This window comes from Kribbella sp. NPDC059898 (assembly GCF_042730855.1).
Lineage (GTDB): Bacteria > Actinomycetota > Actinomycetes > Propionibacteriales > Kribbellaceae > Kribbella.
Map to the genome: position 1 here is coordinate 203,702 of NZ_JBHWKR010000003.1, position 17,033 is coordinate 220,734.

Genomic DNA, 17,033 nt, shown 5'->3' on the forward strand with positions numbered 1-17,033 from the left:
GGCGCCCCGATCGTGCAAGGATGAGGGCATGCGTGACCTGAATACACCGGAGCTCGCGGACGCGTCGGCGGACCTCCGCGACGCGATCGATCGGTGCGGCTACTACCCCGACGTGGTGACCGATTCGCTCGAGGTGGCGATCGCCGACGAGCCGATCCGGGCCTATGTCCTGCAGCACGAGCCGACGTTCGACCGCGACGAGGTCCGGCGGCACATCACGATCCTGGCGCTGACCCCGACCAGGCTGATCGTCGGGCACACCGACGAGCACGCCGCCGACGAGCTGATCCGCGCGCCGTACGCGTCCACCTCGACCGAGGCGATCCCGCTGCACCGGGTGAACGCCGTCGTGGTGAACCGCGTCGTGCCGAACCCGGCCGGCTACGCCTCCGGCAAGGCCGACCCGGCGGTGGCCGGCAGCGGCGAGGTCGTGCTGACGATCGGCTGGGGCATGGTGAACCGGATCGACCTCGAGCCGGCCGTCTGCGCCGACCCGAACTGCGAGGCCGACCACGGCTACACCGGCTCGGTCGCGGCCGACGACATCTCGCTGCGGATCAGCGCCGCCGCGGACGGCCCGGCGGGGATCCGGCAGGTGCTCGAGTTCGCGAAGGCGCTCTCGTTCGCGACCAGCAGGTAGTGCCGTGATCGACCCGGTGTCCCCGCAGTACGGCGGTGGTGCCCTCGCCGACGTGCTGCCATCGGTCGCCGGCGCCCTGTCGGTGCCGGGGGAGACCAACGTCCTCGATCTGCCGCCCGCGTCCCGGTACGCCGTACTGCTGTTCGACGGGCTCGGGTGGAACCTGCTGCAGCGATACGCCGAGGCCGCGCCGTACCTGTCCTCGCTCGCGGGACGCAGCCTGACCGCGGGTGTGCCGTCGACGACCGCGGTGAGCCTGACCAGTCTCGGTACCGGCCTGCCGCCGGGCGCGCACGGCATCGTCGGCTACACGTCGATCGTCCCGGAGAGCGGCGCGCTGCTGAACGCGTTGCAGTGGGACGCCCCGGTGGATCCGCGGCGCTGGCAGCCGCACGGGACCGTGTTCGACCGGGCGATGGCGGCGGGCGTCGCCACCCGCAACGTCAGCAAGGTGCGGTTCGAGAAGTCGGGTCTGACGGCCGCCGCGTTCCGCGGCACCTTGCACCGCGGCGCCGACACGATCGACGACCGGCTGGACGCGACCCGGTTCGCGAGCCGCGAAGGCCAGTCGTCGCTGGTGTACGTGTACGACTCGCAGCTCGACTACATCGGCCACCAGCAGGGCTGCGACTCGGGGCAGTGGCAGAAGGAGCTGGCGGCGGCCGACGCGTTCGCGCAGCAGGTCCGCTCGGCGCTGCCGCGGGACGCCGTACTGATCGTGGTCGCCGACCACGGGATGATCGACGTCGCCCCGGAGAACCGCGTCGACCTGGACGCGGAGCCCGCGCTGACCGAGGGCGTCAGCCTGATCGGCGGCGAGTCCCGTTTCCGTCATCTGTACTGCGTTCCCGGCGCGGAGGCCGACGTACTGGCGACGTACCGGGCTCGGCTCGGGGACAAAGCGCTGGTGCTGACCCGTGAGGAGGCGATTGGTCGCGGGTGGTTCGGTCCTGTTGTCGAGGACCGGGTCTCGCCGCGGCTCGGTGACGTGATCGTCGCGGCGCTCGGCCCGCTCGCGCTCGTCGCCAGCCGGCGGCATCCGCAAGAGGCAGGGCTGATCGGCCTGCACGGATCGCTGACGCCGGACGAGATGGAGATCCCCCTGCTCGTCGACGCGGGGAACTAGAAGCTCCAGACGTCCCAGAAGAAGCTCGTCGTCGTGGTCTTCGCCTCGCCGTCACGTGCGGTCACGGTCACCTTGTAGCGGCCGGATCCGGGGGTGAGGACGCCGACGATCCAGCCCTTTGTCGTGTCGATGCTGAGACCGGGCGGCAGACCGGCGGCGGTGTAGGTGATCTCGCCGGTGCCGCCGGTGCCCTTCATCTCCAGCGGGACCGCCGGGATCCCGCCGAAACCGAGCTGCTCGGCCGGCTGCTCGACCGCGAGCGCGCCCCGCGGCTGCGCGGCCGCGGCACCGACCGCCTCGGCTGCGTCGACCAGACCCTCGCCGTAGAACGAGTTGTCCGCCGTCGACCCGGTGCACTGACTCGCGGAGCCGGGCGGGCAAGCGAGGTCGTTGGCCTGCTGCGCGAGCTCGGCCCGGACCTGGGCCGGCGTGAGCTTCGGGTTCACGCTGCGGAGCAGGGCCGCGACACCCGCGACGTGCGGCGACGCCATCGACGTACCCTCGAGGATCTTGTAGCCGCCGCCTGGGACCGTCGAGTAGACGGCCTGGCCGGGGGCGGCGAGGTTGATCTTGCCGTCGCCGTAGTTCGAGAACGGGGACTTCACGCTGTTCGGGTCGACCGACGCGACCACGACGACGTTCGGCAGCTCGGTCGGCAGGCTGATGCAGTCGTTGGTGATCGGCCGGTCGGCCGCGGTCGAGTCGTCCGGGCTGGTGTTGTCGTCGGTCTTGTTCGCCAGGTCGTAGTCCTCGTTGCCGGCGGCCGCGACGTTCACGACGCCCTTGGAGTCCGAGTAGGCGACGGCCCGCCGTACCGCCTCGGCGATCGCGTCCTGATCCTTGTCGCTCGGGCAGTTGAACAGCCACGGGTCGACGTAGTAGCTGTTGTTCGTCACCGAGACGCCCTTGTCGGCGGCGTACATGAACGCGCACACCGTGTTCTCCGGGAAGAACAGCTGGCTGCCCGGCTCCGCGATCCGGATCGACGACACCCGCACGCCCGGCGCGACCCCGATCATCCCGATGCCGTTCTTCGCGGCCGCGATCGTGCCCGCGACATGCGTACCGTGCTCGCCGACCGGCCGCCAGGCGCCGGGGCGTGCGTCCACCTTGCCGTACGCGCAGGACGCCGACTTGCTCGCGTCGAAGTTCGCCTTGAGGTCCGGGTGCTGGTCGTCCACGCCGGTGTCGAGGACCCCGACCGTGATGTTCCTCGACCCCGGGTTCTTCGTCCAGGCCCGGTCCGCGCCGATCTGCGCCATGTCCGGGCGGTCCGACTCCGTCTGGGTGGTCGGCACCTCCGGCACCTGCTGCGGGATCGCCGGGTTCCCGACCTCCGCCGGCAGGTCCGTGGTCCGGGTCGCCCCCACCTTCTGTACGCCGTCGACGCTGCGCACCTTGTCCGCGAAATCGGCCGCCGTCGAGTGCACGACGATCACCCCGATCGCGTCGTACGTCGCGTACACCGCGCCGCCGTTCTGCGTGATCGCTCCGGAGACCTTGGCGGTCTGGTTCGGCGCGGTGATCACGAAGTACGCCCGCAGCCCGGCCTCGGAACGAACCGGCGCCGCGGCGGCCGGCCGGACGACGGAGACGGCCAGCAGACAGGCCGCCAGGACCAGGAGCAGGGGTTTGCGCACGATTCATTCAAACGGACCCGGGGCCCAGAACCCAAGCCACCCCTCCGACACACCCCGGAGTGCGCGACGGCCCGTTGACTTGGCAGGATGTTCGCCCGTGGCTGAGCTCCTGTACTTCACCGGCACCATGGACTGCGGCAAGTCGACGTTGGCGCTGCAGATGGACCACAACCACAAGGCGCGCGGCCGCCTCGGCCGGATCTTCACCAGCCACGACCGGGCCGGCGAATCGGTGCTCTCGTCCCGGCTCGGGCTGTCCGCGGAGGCCGTCGAGGTCCGCGGCGAGTTCGACTTCTGGGACTACGTCGTCGGCGAGCTGACGCACGGCGGGCGGATCGACTACGTGGTGTGCGACGAGGCCCAGTTCTACAGCCCGCTGCAGATCGAGCAGCTCGCGCGGCTGGTCGACGAGCTGCAGATCGACGTGTTCTGCTTCGGGATCCTGACCGACTTCCGGGCCACCCTGTTTCCCGGGTCGGCGCGGCTCGTCGAGCTCGCCGACCGGATGGAACTGCTGCAGGTCGAGGCGCTCTGCTGGTGCGGTGAACGGGCCACGCACAACGCCCGTACGATCGGTGGGGAAATGGTGACCGAAGGCGAGCAGCTGGTGGTGGGCGACATGGTGACGCAGGACCACGAGATCTCGTACGAGGTGCTCTGCCGCCGGCACCACCGCCGCCGCCTCACCCAGGCGCGCGCCCGCGCCACACTGTCACCCGAGGTCCTGCCGTTCGGAGGAGCCGCATCGTGAGCCCGTTGATCACCGTCGAGGAACTGCTCGCCCTGGACACCGCCCCGGTGCTGGCCGACGTGACGTGGAACCTGGCCGGTCCACCCGGCCGCGAAGCGTACGACGCCGGCCACCTGCCCGGCGCGTACTTCGTCGACCTCGACACCGAACTCGCCGGCCCACCCGGCCCCGGCCGCCACCCGTTGCCTGCCGCAACCACCGTCACAGCAACCTTCCACCGCCTGGGCATCACCTCCGCCGACACCCCCGTGGTCGTGTACGACGCCGCCACCTCGATGTCAGCCGCCCGAGCCTGGTGGACCTTCCGCTACTTCGGCCTCACCAACGTCCGCGTCCTCGACGGCGGCCGAGCCGCCTGGTCAGCAGCCGGCCAAAACCTGACAACCGATTCCCCACCGTCGGCCGCTGGGGACGAGCTGACAGCTGGGGTTCTAAGGTCGGGTGTGGGTGCAGGGTCGGCTAGTGGGGACGAGCTGACTGGTGGGGTTCTGCCGTCGGGTGTGGGTGCGGAGTCGGCCGGTGGGGACGAGCTGACTGGTGGGGTTCTGCCGTCGGGTGTGGGTGCGGGGTCGGCCGGTGGGGAGGAACTGACTGGTGGGGTTCTGCCGTCGGGTGTCGGTGCAGGTTCGGCTGGTGGGGAAGAGGTGACAACTGAACCGGCACCAGCTGTGTCGGCTGATCCCACACCAGCTGCGTCGACTGAACCTGAAGCAGGGGCGTCGACTGATCCCGCACCTGCCGCCTCGGCTGATCCCACGCCAGCCGCGTCAACTGAACCCGCAGCAGTTGCTTCGGCTGAGCCCACACCTGCGGCCTCGGCTGAACCCGCGGCCGCGTCGACTGAACCCTCACCAACTGTGGCAACGGGCTTCAACGCCAACTCCGCCGCTGCGGACGGGGGCACAGACGCGGCTGTCGGCGGTTTTGTCGCGACTCCTGGACACTTGCCGGTGCTGGATGCGGATGGGGCTGCCGCGGCGGCCGCCAAGGGGATCCTGCTCGACGCGCGTGCCCCGGAGCGGTTTGCGGGGGAGGTGGAGCCGATGGATCCCGTCGCCGGGCACATCCCGGGTGCCGTGAACGCGCCGACCGGAGCGAACGTGGGGGAGAGCGGCCACTTCCTCCCGGCCGCCCAACTCCGTGCGCGGTTCTCCGCGTTGGGTGTCACCGACGACACCGAGGTCGCCGTCTACTGCGGTTCCGGAGTGACAGCCGCCCACGAAGCACTCGCGCTGGAGACCGCAGGGATTCCGGCGACGGTGTACGTCGGTAGCTGGTCCGAATGGGTGACCGACCCGACCCGACCTGTCGCCACCGGTAGGTAGGCTCCCCGGGTAACCATCCCGCTGGGGTGTCCTGCTCCGTGGCCGGCGAGCCGGTCACGGCACGCTGGTCTGGGCTCGAACGGACCTTCAAGCACCGGAGACCCTCACCAGCCCCGCCTTCGACCACGGCACCCCGATCACGGCCGCATACCGCGGTCACCTGTTCGGCGCGAACATCTCGCCCAAGCTCACGTGGACCGCGCCTCCGGCGGGCACGTCGAGCTGGCGTTGATCGTGCAGGATCCCGACGTACCGCAAGGCAAACCGGCCACGCACGGGCTCACGATCGGCATCGACCAGCTCGTCGAAGGTGAAGCCGGGTTGGAGGTCGGTGGTGTGGTCCAGGGCGTACAGCTGGAAGGCGTACGCGTGGGCCCGTGCGAACGGATCGGCATCGGGCCGATCCAGCCGCGGCGACCGAGCGGGCCGCGGCCATGGCTGAGGCCCGGGACCCGGCTGGGCTCGTTGCAGGCGTTCTCCGGGAGGCCGCCGACGGCGGGGGGCTCGCCGCGATCACCGGCCACCTCCTCGGTCGGGGCCTGCCTCGGCGGCACGTACGCGATCCCCTGAGCTGACCTCGCACGCACACCAGGCCGACCCCGGGCCACGCCGAGTCGTGGCGTTTGGCTGGTGCCCGCAATCGCGAGTCGTGGATCGAGGTCGCCGGGCGCGGCGTGTCGCCCACCGAATCCCACGACTCGACGAACGGGGGGCCTGGCGCTGTGGGGGTTGGCTAAGCGGACGAGCTATGGGAAGACCGACAGGTAGTGCACGGCGAAACGCTGTACACGTCGCAAAGATCACGCTCAGGTGCACTACCCAGGGGATCGACACCTCCTGTCCAAATTCACGCCACACATCCGTCACGAGTGCCGGTGGACCTGTGAGATGGCTGCTGAGGCTGGAGCGTCGACGGGCGAGGTGAAGGGTTGACTTGCGCCGTTGTGGTGCGGGATGGTGTGGCAGAAATCGATTTCCCAACAGTCCGCCCCCGTTGATGCTGGGAGTCACCACAGATGATGAAGCGATCCACGTTCCTCAAGGCCGCGGTCGGTGTCGGCGTGCTTGCCGCAGTACCGGGCAGAGCCTTCGGTAGTACGCAGGCAGTGCTCACCAACAAGGTGGCTGATCTGACCGGGCCGGGGCTGACCGACCGGTTCCGGATGGCCGCGACCGATCTCGGGATTCCGGCGCGGACGCCGGACGGGCGGTTGCTGTTCATGTTCGGCGACACGTTCGAGGAGGCCCGGGTCGGCGGCGGCTGGTGGCGGTCGCCGGTCGCGTTGTGGTCGACGACGTCCGACCTGAACGGCGGCGTGCAGTGGTCCGGCGCGGTCGGCGGTGACGCGGCGCAGCAGCTCTGGGACTACCCGCACGACAACCCGACGTTCTCGACCGTGCTGCCGTCCGACGTGATCACGATCGGCGGGTCGATGTACCTGCACGCGATGGTGAACAAGGGCCTCGGGAACGTCGTGTGGACGGAGATCTGGCGCTCCGACAACTCCGGCGCGAGCTGGTACCACACCGGCGCGAAGTTCGACCCGAACATCGACGGTGGGATGTTCCAGCTGCTCACCTGGGGCCTCGGGAACGACGGGTACGTGTACGTCTACTCGACCGGTTTCCAGCGGAACAAGCCGATCATCCTGAAGCGCGTCCGCCAGGAGCAGATCGCGAACCCGGGCGCCTACGAGCCGTGGGGCTACCGCGACGGCGCCTGGGCCTGGGGCAACCCCGCGACCCCGATCCTGAACGGCAGCTTCGGCGAGATGAGCCTCCGGCCGCTCGGCGGGAAGTGGGTGCTGACCTGGTTCGACGCCGGCGACTACCGGATCGACGGGATGATCATGGACACGCCGACGTCGAACCTCTATACGGCGTACCGGCAGACACTGATCTACGGCGGTGCGTGGGGTTCCGAGGACGGCAACCACGTGGCCCAGCTGTACGGCGGGTACGTGATCCCCGGGTCGACGCTGTCGGACCTGCACCTGTCGGTCAGCCAGTGGAACACCGACGCCGGCTGGCCGTACCGCGTCATGCAGTTCCGGGTCCGGGGCTTCGGCTAAAGATCCAGCACCATCGTGTCTGACGTCCCCACGACGCCGACCTTCCGGAAACCGAGTGATTCGTACAGGTTCCGTGCGGGGTTGTCCGGGTCGACGCTGAGTGACAAGCGCCCGTACGACGCGACGCGGGCCTGCGCGATCACCTCGGTCAGCACGGCCCGCGCCACCCCGCGGCGCCGGAACCCGGGCGCCACGCCGAGGGTCAACTCGGGTACGTCGTCCGCGACGTACCCGTACCCAGGCTCGTCCGCGGTGAGCAGCCGCGCCCAGGTCGCCCCGGCGGGGGAGCCGTCGATCTCCGCGACCACCCCGAAGTCACGCTCCAGCGGCCATCCGTCGAGGTAGTGCCACGCCCGCCGATCCGCCCGCACCTTCGCCTCGTCGTACCAGGGAGTGCCGTCCCAGTTGCACGCCTCGAGCAACATCTCCAGCAGGAACGGGAAGTCGGCAGCGGTCGCCGGTCGCAGATGCATACCCGCATCCTCCCGTCCCGGCGACCACCACCTCCACCGGTTTACCGCCCGCCGGCGACCCCGATCAGGTTGCCTTCCGGATCGGTGAACTGCCCGACCACGAGCCGCCCGGGTACGCCGTCCGGCCCGAACACGCGGGTCCCGCCCAGTTCCTCGGCCCGGGCGAGTGCCGCGCCGACGTCGTCCACGCCGACGTAGAACAACACCTTCGGCCGCAACGATGCCCCGCCGCCGACGCCGCCGTACAGCCCCGCGTCGCCGACGGACCCGTACCGCCCGGGCTCGGACACCTGCCTGGACACGGTGTCGCCGAGCTCGTACGTCCAGCCGAAGAGGTCGCGGTAGTAGTGCTGCAACCGCGCCGGATCGGTGCCGATGATCTCGAAGTGCACGACCTGGTTGGTCATGTGTGTCTCCTCTCGTCGTCCCGTACGTCGGAGCCCCGGCGTGGGGATCGACGTTGCGAAAGCGTTACCGCAGCAGACCGGACTGAGGGGTTGAGTTAGTAACACGCTTGGTTTAACTTACTCGGGACCTGGCCGGTGTGTGGCTCAGAGCACATCGGCGGCATCCGGAAACCTGAGGAGTTCCGATGACGTTTGCGAGCAGGTGGGGCCGGTTCGGTACTGCCCTCGGAGTGGCTGGGCTGTTGCTGGCGGCGGGCTGTGCGAAGGGCACCCCGGACGCGTCCGGCAGCGGCGGCAGTGGGGGCCTCGACGAGAAGGCGCCCGTCACGATCACGATCGGGGACCGCCCCACCCCGGACAAGCCGAACGACCTGAAGGCCTTCAACCAGAAGGTCAGCGACTTCATGGCGAAGTACCCGAACATCACGGTGAAGTCGACCGAGACCAGCTGGCAGGCGCAGACCTTCCAGGCGCAGGTCGCGGGCGGCACGCTGCCGACGGTGATGAACATCAGCTTCACCGAGCCGGCCAACATGATCCCGAACAAGCAGCTGCCGGACATCACCGACGAGCTGAAGCTGGTCGACCTGACCAAGGACCTGAACCCGAACGTCCTGAAGATCGTCCAGGACGCCAACGGCCGGATCTACGGCGTACCGATCGACGTGTTCTCGGTCGGTCTCGCCTACAACCGCAAGCTGTTCACGGAGGCCGGGCTGGACCCGGACAAGCCGCCGACGACCTGGGACGAGGTCCGCGCGGACGCCAAGCAGATCGCGGAGAAGACCGGCAAGGCCGGCTACGCGCAGCTCACCACCAACAACACCGGTGGCTGGATGCTGACCACGATGACGTACAGCATGGGCGGCACGGTCGAGAGCCAGGACGGCAAGAAGTCCACGTTCAACGACGCGCCGACCAAGAAGGCGCTGCAGTTGCTGAAGGACATGCGCTGGACCGACAACTCGATGGGCAGCCGGTTCCTGTACAACCAGGAAGAGGTCCGGCAGGACTTCGCGGCCGGCAAGATCGGCATGGTCCTGCAGGCGCCGGACGCGTACGACATGAGCGTCAAGCAGTTCGGCATGAAGCCGGCCGACTTCGGTGAGGCGGCGCTGCCGCAGGACGGCGGCCCGCACGGCACGCTGACCGGTGGCTCGCTCAAGATGATCAGCCCGAAGGCGACGAAGAACGAGGTCGTCGCGGCGCTGAAGTGGATCAAGTTCGACCAGTTCGACAAGTACACGAACGAGGCCGCGGCGGTTGCGGACGCGAAGAACGCGATCGCCGACAAGGGCTTCGTCGGCCGGCCCGGGATCACCCCGCTGAGCGAGGCGACGTACGACCAGTACAACAAGTGGCGTGAGCCGTACGTGAACGTCCCGGTGAAGCAGTTCCAGGGCTACATCGACTCGACCTCGACGCTGAAGCTGCTGCCGGAGCCGTCGAACAAGGGCCAGGAGGTCTACTCGCTGCTCGACCCGGTGGTCCAGCAGGTGCTGACGAAGAAGGATGTGGACATCGACAAGCTGGTCAGCGATGCCGCCTCGAAGATCGACGCGCGTCTGGCACGGTAGCCCGATGTTCCAGCTACGTACGCCCAAGCAGAGCCGGGGCAGTGCCAGGTCCGTGGTGACCTGGTACCGCTCCGGCGGGCTGAGCGCGATCTTCTTCGCCCTGCCCCTGGTGCTGATCTTCCTGTACTTCTCCTGGGGCCCGATCGTCCGCGGCCTGGTCCTCAGCTTCCAGAAGAACAACCTGGTCCAGGCCCCCGAGTGGGTCGGCTGGTCCAACTTCAGCTACGTACTGACCGACCCGCAGCTCCCGCAGGCGGCGCTCAACACGCTGTACTTCGCGGGGCTGGCACTCATCTTCGGTTTCCCGGTGCCCTTGTTCCTGGCCGTGTTCGTCAGCGAGCTGCGCAAGACGGGCTGGCTGTACAACGTGCTCTCGTACCTGCCGGCCGTCGTACCGCCGGTGGCCGCGATCCTGCTCTGGACGTTCTTCTACGACCCGAGCGGCGCGGGTGTCTTCAACGCGATCCTCGGCTGGTTCGGGATCGGGCCGTTCGCCTGGCTGAACTCGCCGACGCTGGCGATGCCGGCGATCGTCCTGGAGGCGACGTGGGCCGGCGCGGGTGCGACCTCGATCATCTACCTGGCGGCGCTGACCGGCGTACGGACGGAGCTGTACGAGGCCGCCGAGCTGGACGGCGCCGGGATCTGGAGCCGGGTCTGGCACGTCACGCTGCCGCAGATCCGCGGAATCATCCTGATCATGATGCTGCTGCAGCTGATCGGCACGTTCCAGGTCTTCACCGAGCCGTTCCTGTTCACCGGCGGCGGTCCGAACAACGCGACCACGACGGTGCTGCTGCTGATCTACCGGTACGCGTTCATCAACGGCGACTTCGGTGCCGCGACCGCGCTCAGCGTGCTGCTCGCGCTGGTGCTGTGCGTGCTGTCGGCCGTCTACCACTTCGTCACCCGCCGCTGGAGTACGACATGAGCAGTGAAGTCTCGGAACGCGGAATCATCTCGACCGCCGACCGGCAGCGCGGCGTGGTCCGCATCGGCCTGCCGGTAATCCAGGTGCTGATCTTCGTCGCGGTGGCGATCGCCGGCGTCGGTCCGCTGCTCTGGCTGCTGAAGTCCGGCGTCTCGACCAGCCAGGACATCCTCAGCGGCCCGATGCAGCTGTGGCCGTCGGGGATCCAGCTGAAGAACATCCCGGACGCCTGGAACCGGGTACAGATCGGCGCGTACCTCGGCAACACGGCGTTCATCGCGATCGGCTCGATGATCTCGACGCTGTTCGTGTGTACGACGGGTGCGTTCGTGCTGAGCGTGCTGCGTCCGAAGTGGGGCCCGGTCGTCACCGGCGCCGTCCTGGCGACGCTGTTCCTGCCCGGCGTGATCTCGCTGGTCCCGCTGTACATGACCGTGCTGGACATGCCGCTGCTACACATCAGCCTGCAGAACACGTTCTGGGCGGTCTGGCTGCCGCAGGCCGCGGGCGCGTTCAACATCCTGGTGATGAAGCGGTACTTCGACTCGATCCCGCGCGAGCTGATCGAGGCGGCCCGGATCGACGGGGCGAGCAACCTGCGGTTGTTCACGTCGCTGATCCTGCCGCTGTCGAAGCCGATCGTCGGGGTGGTGGCGCTGCTGACCGTGATCGGCTCGTGGAAGGATTACCTCTGGCCACTGCTGGTGCTGCCCGACCCGACGCTGCAACCGATCTCGGTCGCCCTGCCGAGGGTGCAGAAGACCACCGAGATCTCGCTGCAGATGAGCGCCCTGTTCCTCGCGGTTCTGATACCTGTGATCTTGTTCTTGTTGTTCCAGAAACAATTCCTGCGTGGTGTGGGGATGGCGGGAGGCATCAAAGAGTGAGTGAACTGAACGGTCGGCGGGTGCTGGTCACGGGGGCTGCCGGCCGGATCGGACTGGTCACGGTCGAGCACCTGAACGCCCTGGGCGCGAAGGTGACCGCGCTGTCGAACGTGCCGCATCCGGACCTGAAGGCAGACCGGGTGCTGATCGGCGACACCCGGTCCGAGGCGGACGTGGCGCGGGCCCTGGACGGCGTGGAGTACGTCGTCCACCTGGCGGCGCTCGCACATCCGTCCGCCGGTACGCCGTACGACGTCTACACGATCAACGTGGTGTCGACGTTCAACGTGCTCGCGCAGGCGGGGGCGCTGGGCATCGACCGGGCGGTGATCGCGAGCAGCATCAACGCGACCGGCGTACCGTTCAACCCGCACGAGATCCGGCCCGCGTACTTCCCGTGGGACGAGAAGGCGCCGAGCGACGTCGGCGACTGGTACTCGCTGTCCAAGCAGAACGACGAGAACACCGCGCGGATGGCGTGGCGCCGGTGGGGGATCGACGTGGTCGCCTTCCGGTTCCCGCACGTGAACTCGGCCGACGCGCTGGAGCGGATGGCCGCGCACGTCAAGCGGGACCCGGTCAGCGGGCTGCGTGAGGCGTGGACGTACCTCGACACCCGGGACGCGGCGCACGTCGTGGAGCTCGGGCTGACCGCGCCGCTGTCCGGGGCGCACACGTTCTTCGTTGCCGCCGGCACCAGTACGGCGCCGTACGCGACCGAGGACCTGCTGGACGCGTACGCACCCGAGGTGCCGCGGCTGCGGCGGTTCGTCGGGCGTGAGGTGCCGATGGACCTGACCGCGGTACGGACGATGCTGGGCTTCCAGGCCCGGCACGAACTGGACCTACCAACTCTTCCCCTGGAGCTTTGAATGGCTGTGCACAGCCCGAGTAACTTCGACCAGCCGTGGCCGGTCCGCGACGACCTCCGGATCCGCGAGGTGAAGGCGATCGTCACGGCGCCGCAAGGCATTCCGCTGGTGGTCGTGAAGATCGAAACCACCGAGCCGGGCCTGTACGGGCTCGGGTGCGCGACGTTCACGCAGCGCTGGAAGGCGGTGCAGACGTTCGTCGACGAGCACCTCGCCCGGCTGCTGGTCGGCCGCTACCCGGGCGACATCGGCGACCTGACCAGGCTCGCGTCGTACTCCGGGTACTGGCGCGGCGGACCCGTCACCAACAACGCGATCTCCGGGATCGACCAGGCGCTCTGGGACATCGCCGGCAAGCGCGCCGGGATGCCGGTGTACGAGCTGCTCGGCGGCAAGGTGCGGGCGGCCGCGGACACCTACATCCACGCCAGCGGCAAGACCATCGAGGACACGATCGAGCACGCGAAGTCGCTTGTCGACCAGGGCTGGCGGCACGTCCGGCTGCAGATGTCGACCCCGGGCGGCGGCGGGTACGGCGCTCCGCGGGTGCCGACGCTCTACCCGGACGCGCCGTACCACAACGGCTGGTCCGCGCGCGACTACCTGCGCTCGACGCCAGAGCTCTTCGCCGAGGCGCGGCAGGCGCTGCCGGACAACATCGAGCTGCTGCACGACGTGCACTCGCGGCTGACCCCGAAGGAGGCGATCGTCCTGGCGCGGTCGCTCGAGCCGTACGGGCTGTTCTTCCTGGAGGACGTGCTCGCGCCGGAGAACTGGGACCGGCTGCCCGAGGTCCGGGCCGCCTCGCCGGTGCCGCTCGCGGTCGGCGAGCTGACCACCTCGATGAACGACGCCGTACGACTGATCCGCGAGCACGGTGTCGACTTCATCCGGTCGCACGTGTCGGACATCGGCGGCCTGACGCCGGCCCGCAAACTGGCCGACCTCGCGGAGCTGTGCGGCGTGAAGACGGCCTGGCACGGTCCCGGCGACACGTCCCCGATCGGCGCCGCCGCGAACGTCGCGCTGGACGTCACATCGGTTGCCTTCGGCATCCAAGAGGGGCACATCTACAACGACGCGACGTACGAGGTGTTCCCCGGCACACTGCGGATCGAGAACGGCTGGCTGCGGCCGAACGACGCACCCGGCTGGGGCATCGACGTCGACCTGGAGGCGGCCGCGCAGTACCCGGCGGAGCTGTCCGGACACGACGAGTGGGCGGCCGGCGTACGGCGGATCGACGGAGCGCTCGAGGCGCCGTAGTTCGGCAGTACGATCACGGCCAGGCAGCGACGACGACGGGGAGGTGGAGATGAGTGAATCGGCCGAAGGGCTGGTGCGGCGCGCGGGCGCGAACCAGTACGACCTGGGCTCGTTCAACGAGGCCGTGATCATCGAGACGATCCGGCTGGCCGGCATCATCAGCCGGACCGAGATCTCCCGCCGGACCGGTCTCACCCAGCAGTCGGTGTCGCGGATCCTGCGCATCCTGCTCCAGCAGGGCCTGCTGGTGGAGGAGGCGCAGGAGCGCGCCGAACGGCTCGGCAAGCCGCGGACGCCGGTCCGGCTGCGGTCGAACGCGGCGCACGCGGTCGGGATCCACGTCGATCCCGAACTGCTGACCGTCGCGGTCGTCGACCTGGACGGCAAGATCGTCCGCCGGGAGACCGTCGACCTGGCGGAGGATCTCGAAGCCGGCAAGCTGGTGGATCTGACCGCGGCGACGGTGACCGCGGCGTTGAGCATCAGCCAGGTGGACATGGACTCGATGCTCGGCGTCGGTGTCGCCGTACCGGGGCCGATCGACGCGGACGGGTCGCTGCTGGCCTTGCCGCTGCAGCCGGCCTGGCGCGGGCTGAAGATCCGGCAGTTGTTGCAGGAGCGTTTGAACCACCCGGTGCTGGTGGAGAAGGACGGTACGGCGGCCGCGATCGGCGAGCGCTGGATCGGCCGATCCGCACGGGCGCGGGACTTCGCGTACCTGTACCTGGGGACAGGCGTCGGGAGCGGGCTGTTCCTGAACGGTGCGATCTATCGCGGCGGTACGTCGAACGCGGGCGAGTTCGGGCAGGTCGCGGCGCTGCGGGTGGGGGAGTGGGACGCGGAGAACGGGCCGCGGCTCGTCCCCGAGTGCAACCCGACGGCGTCGCTGCCGGTGATCGCGGCGGAGTACGGGTACGTCGAGAAGGATCCGGCCGCGACCGACGAAGCCACGCGGTACAAGGCGGTCTGTCATGCGGCGGCCGCCGGGGACGAGGCCGCGGTGAAGGCGGTGCGGCAGGTGGCGCGGGTGATCGGGCAGGGCGCTGTCGGGCTCGTGGACCTGTTGGACATCGATCTGCTGGTGCTCGGCGGGCCGGCGTTCGGGAAGGAGATCTCGGAGATCTTCCTGGCCGAGATCGGACGCGCGGTGAACGCGCATCCGCTGGCGCGGGAGACCCGCGAGGTCGGCGTCGAGGAGTCGATGCTGCAGAAGGACGCGGCCGCGGTCGGGGCGGCGTCGACGATCTTCCACGACGCGTTCACCCCTCGGGTGTCGGGATCGAGTCAGGCACGGAGGCTGCCGAAGTGATTCAGCCCCGCCCGCTGACTTCGGACGTCGAACTCCGGATCGCGACCCTCGACGATGCTCCCGCCCTGGCCGACGCACAGGTCCTGAGCCGCGAACACCTCCGCCGCTGGGAACCGGTGCGGACGGAGAAGTGGTTCACGACGGCCGGCCAGGTCGAGCGGATGACGTACCAGCTCGAGCGCTACAAGAACGGGCATGTGGTGCCGTGGGTGCTGGCGGCTGGGTCGCGGATCGTGGGTGCGATCACGTTGAGCGATCTGGTTCCTGGGCCGTTCCGGAGTGCGAGTCTTGGGTATTGGGTGTCGGTCGACTCGATCGGCCAGGGGCTGGCGACCCGGGCGGTAGAGGCTGTTGCGGAGATCGCGGACGGTGAGTTGAAGCTGCACCGGATCGAGGCCAGCACGCTGACGGGGAACGTCGCGTCGCAGCGGGTCCTCGAACGGACGGGCTTCCAGCAGATCGGCATGGCGCCCACCTACCTGCACATCGATGGGCACTGGCAGGACTGCAACCTCTACCAGCGCATCCTGAACGAGCGCGAGCCCGGCGCCTGACGGCACCAGGGGGCGGATCGCCAGGCCATCACAATCGCCGCCTCCAGGCGGCGCCACGCTCAGCCGTCGGCGGAGCGGTGCGTTGTGATGGCCTGGCGATCCGGTCAGTTCGGGGGAAGCCCGACCCCGCGGGAGACGTCCACGTCGTCGTAGCGGCCTTCGAGGACGTCCAGGAACTTGACCGGGCGTTGGAGGGTCGACGCGATGTAGACGGCCCGTACTGTCGCCAGCGCGTCGATCGCGTCCTGGACGGTGATGGCCGGCGTGGTGCCGTTCGCGATCGACCGGAAGATGTCGTCGTACTGCGCCGTGTGGCCGCCCGGGTCGCCGGCGTCGATCGGCTGGTCGGGCTCGGCGCCGTCGACGTTGAGGCGGCTGAGACGGTCGTCCTCGATCTCGGCGCCGCCTTCGGTGCCGTGGACGGACACGCGCGTACGTCCACCCGGGTACGCCGCTGTCGTCGCGTGCAGCGTGCCCACCGCACCGTTCTCGAACGTCAGTGTCGCGACGACCGTGTCCTCGACCTCGATCGCGTGGTGCGCCGCCCGCAGTGCCTGCGCCTGGATCGTGACCGGGCGGCCCATGAACCACAGCATCAGGTCGACGGTGTGCACGCCCTGGTTCATCAGCGCGCCACCCCCGTCCTGCGCCCACGTCCCACGCCAGCCCGCGGACGCGTAGTACTCGTCGCTGCGCCACCAGGCGACCGTGGCGACGGACGAGGTCAGCTGCCCGAACCGCCCGGCGTCGATTGCCTGCTTGACCACCGCGCTGCCGGCGTCGAACCGGTGCTGGCTGATCACCGACGCCACCACGCCGTGGTTGCCGGCCCGGTCCACCGCGGCGCCGAGCCGCCGGGCGCGGACCAGGTCCACGTCGAGCGGCTTCTCGATCACCACGTGCAACTTCGCGTCCAGCGCCTGCTCGGCCAGCGCCGCGTGCGTACCGCTCGGGGTGCAGATCGCGACGAGTGACACGTCCGACCCACTCAGCGCCGCGGGCAGGTCGTCGTACACCTTCGGTTCCGGCTGGCCGAGTTCGACCAGCTGCGCCCGGAGTGCCTCCCGGGCCGCGGCGTCACCGTCCACCAGGGCGGTGACGATCGCGTCCGGCCGGTCCGCGACGGCCTTGGCGTGGGTGCGGCCGATGATGCCGCACCCGACGATCGCGACCTGCTGCTGTTGTGTGTCAGCCATCTCGCTC

17 protein-coding genes are annotated in these 17,033 nt (G+C 69.3%); 13 read left to right on the plus strand and 4 right to left on the minus strand.

The genetic code is table 11. The annotated features are described in order from the left end of the window. Positions 1-28: 28 nt before the first annotated feature. Entirely contained in the window at positions 29-640 is a 612-nt protein-coding gene (locus tag ACFV9C_RS11090; RefSeq protein WP_380192640.1) for a DUF5998 family protein, read from the plus strand. Positions 641-644: 4 nt separating this feature from the next. Then, the gene (locus tag ACFV9C_RS11095; protein WP_380192642.1) at positions 645-1,766 is read left to right on the plus strand and encodes an alkaline phosphatase family protein; all 1,122 of its coding nucleotides are present in this window, start codon (positions 645-647) and stop codon (positions 1,764-1,766) included. Here the strand turns inward: ACFV9C_RS11095 and ACFV9C_RS11100 are convergent. After that, positions 1,763-3,406: a S8 family serine peptidase gene (locus tag ACFV9C_RS11100; protein ID WP_380192644.1), complete on the minus strand. Its 1,644-nt coding sequence runs from the start codon at positions 3,404-3,406 to the stop codon at positions 1,763-1,765. The two genes, ACFV9C_RS11095 and ACFV9C_RS11100, sit on opposite strands and share 4 nt — an antisense overlap. A gap of 97 nt (positions 3,407-3,503) precedes the next feature. Between ACFV9C_RS11100 and ACFV9C_RS11105 the strand changes: the two genes are divergently transcribed. The 4 genes from ACFV9C_RS11105 to ACFV9C_RS11120 all read left to right on the plus strand — a co-directional run bounded on the left by ACFV9C_RS11105 (position 3,504) and on the right by ACFV9C_RS11120 (position 7,554). After that, positions 3,504-4,157 carry a thymidine kinase gene (locus ACFV9C_RS11105; RefSeq protein WP_380192645.1) on the plus strand — a complete coding sequence of 218 codons (654 nt, stop codon included), beginning with the start codon at positions 3,504-3,506 and terminating at the stop codon, positions 4,155-4,157. Beyond that, positions 4,154-5,482, plus strand: a complete 1,329-nt coding sequence (locus tag ACFV9C_RS11110; protein ID WP_380192647.1) for a rhodanese-like domain-containing protein — start codon at positions 4,154-4,156, stop codon at positions 5,480-5,482. Before ACFV9C_RS11105 ends, ACFV9C_RS11110 begins: the two co-directional genes overlap by 4 nt. A gap of 192 nt (positions 5,483-5,674) precedes the next feature. Continuing rightward, positions 5,675-6,052, plus strand: a complete 378-nt coding sequence (locus tag ACFV9C_RS11115) for a hypothetical protein (RefSeq protein WP_380192649.1) — start codon at positions 5,675-5,677, stop codon at positions 6,050-6,052. Between the two features lie 446 nt (positions 6,053-6,498). Continuing rightward, a complete protein-coding gene (locus tag ACFV9C_RS11120) occupies positions 6,499-7,554 on the plus strand; it encodes a DUF4185 domain-containing protein (protein WP_380192651.1) in 1,056 nt (351 codons plus the stop codon). Here ACFV9C_RS11120 and ACFV9C_RS11125 read toward each other — a convergent pair. After that, entirely contained in the window at positions 7,551-8,027 is a 477-nt protein-coding gene (locus ACFV9C_RS11125) for a GNAT family N-acetyltransferase (RefSeq protein ID WP_380192653.1), read from the minus strand. The genes ACFV9C_RS11120 and ACFV9C_RS11125 overlap by 4 nt on opposite strands. Positions 8,028-8,068: 41 nt before the next feature. Then, positions 8,069-8,434, minus strand: a complete 366-nt coding sequence (locus ACFV9C_RS11130; protein WP_380192655.1) for a VOC family protein — start codon at positions 8,432-8,434, stop codon at positions 8,069-8,071. A 185-nt stretch (positions 8,435-8,619) separates the two neighbouring features. On the opposite strand from ACFV9C_RS11130, the gene ACFV9C_RS11135 reads away from it, so the two are divergent. From ACFV9C_RS11135 to ACFV9C_RS11165, 7 genes are read left to right on the plus strand one after another with little or no spacing between them, the layout of a single operon-like run. Further along, a complete protein-coding gene (locus ACFV9C_RS11135) occupies positions 8,620-10,011 on the plus strand; it encodes an ABC transporter substrate-binding protein (RefSeq protein WP_380192657.1) in 1,392 nt (463 codons plus the stop codon). A gap of 4 nt (positions 10,012-10,015) precedes the next feature. Then, complete coding sequence (locus tag ACFV9C_RS11140) at positions 10,016-10,942, plus strand: carbohydrate ABC transporter permease (protein WP_380192658.1); 927 nt, start codon at positions 10,016-10,018, stop codon at positions 10,940-10,942. Continuing rightward, positions 10,939-11,829 (plus strand): carbohydrate ABC transporter permease, encoded by an 891-nt coding sequence (locus ACFV9C_RS11145; RefSeq protein WP_380192660.1) that lies wholly within the window; start codon positions 10,939-10,941, stop codon positions 11,827-11,829. The genes ACFV9C_RS11140 and ACFV9C_RS11145 overlap by 4 nt, the downstream gene beginning before the upstream one ends. Continuing rightward, entirely contained in the window at positions 11,826-12,701 is an 876-nt protein-coding gene (locus ACFV9C_RS11150; RefSeq protein WP_380192662.1) for an NAD-dependent epimerase/dehydratase family protein, read from the plus strand. Before ACFV9C_RS11145 ends, ACFV9C_RS11150 begins: the two co-directional genes overlap by 4 nt. Continuing rightward, positions 12,702-13,967 (plus strand): enolase C-terminal domain-like protein, encoded by a 1,266-nt coding sequence (locus ACFV9C_RS11155; protein ID WP_380192664.1) that lies wholly within the window; start codon positions 12,702-12,704, stop codon positions 13,965-13,967. It begins immediately after the preceding gene. Positions 13,968-14,016: 49 nt separating this feature from the next. Continuing rightward, complete coding sequence (locus ACFV9C_RS11160; RefSeq protein ID WP_380192665.1) at positions 14,017-15,276, plus strand: ROK family transcriptional regulator; 1,260 nt, start codon at positions 14,017-14,019, stop codon at positions 15,274-15,276. Then, positions 15,273-15,830, plus strand: coding sequence for a GNAT family N-acetyltransferase (locus ACFV9C_RS11165; RefSeq protein ID WP_380192667.1), 558 nt, complete (start codon positions 15,273-15,275; stop codon positions 15,828-15,830). Before ACFV9C_RS11160 ends, ACFV9C_RS11165 begins: the two co-directional genes overlap by 4 nt. 104 nt (positions 15,831-15,934) lie before the next feature. On the opposite strand, the gene ACFV9C_RS11170 is transcribed toward ACFV9C_RS11165, so the two are convergent. Next, positions 15,935-17,026 (minus strand): Gfo/Idh/MocA family protein, encoded by a 1,092-nt coding sequence (locus tag ACFV9C_RS11170; RefSeq protein ID WP_380192669.1) that lies wholly within the window; start codon positions 17,024-17,026, stop codon positions 15,935-15,937. Positions 17,027-17,033 lie beyond the last annotated feature (7 nt).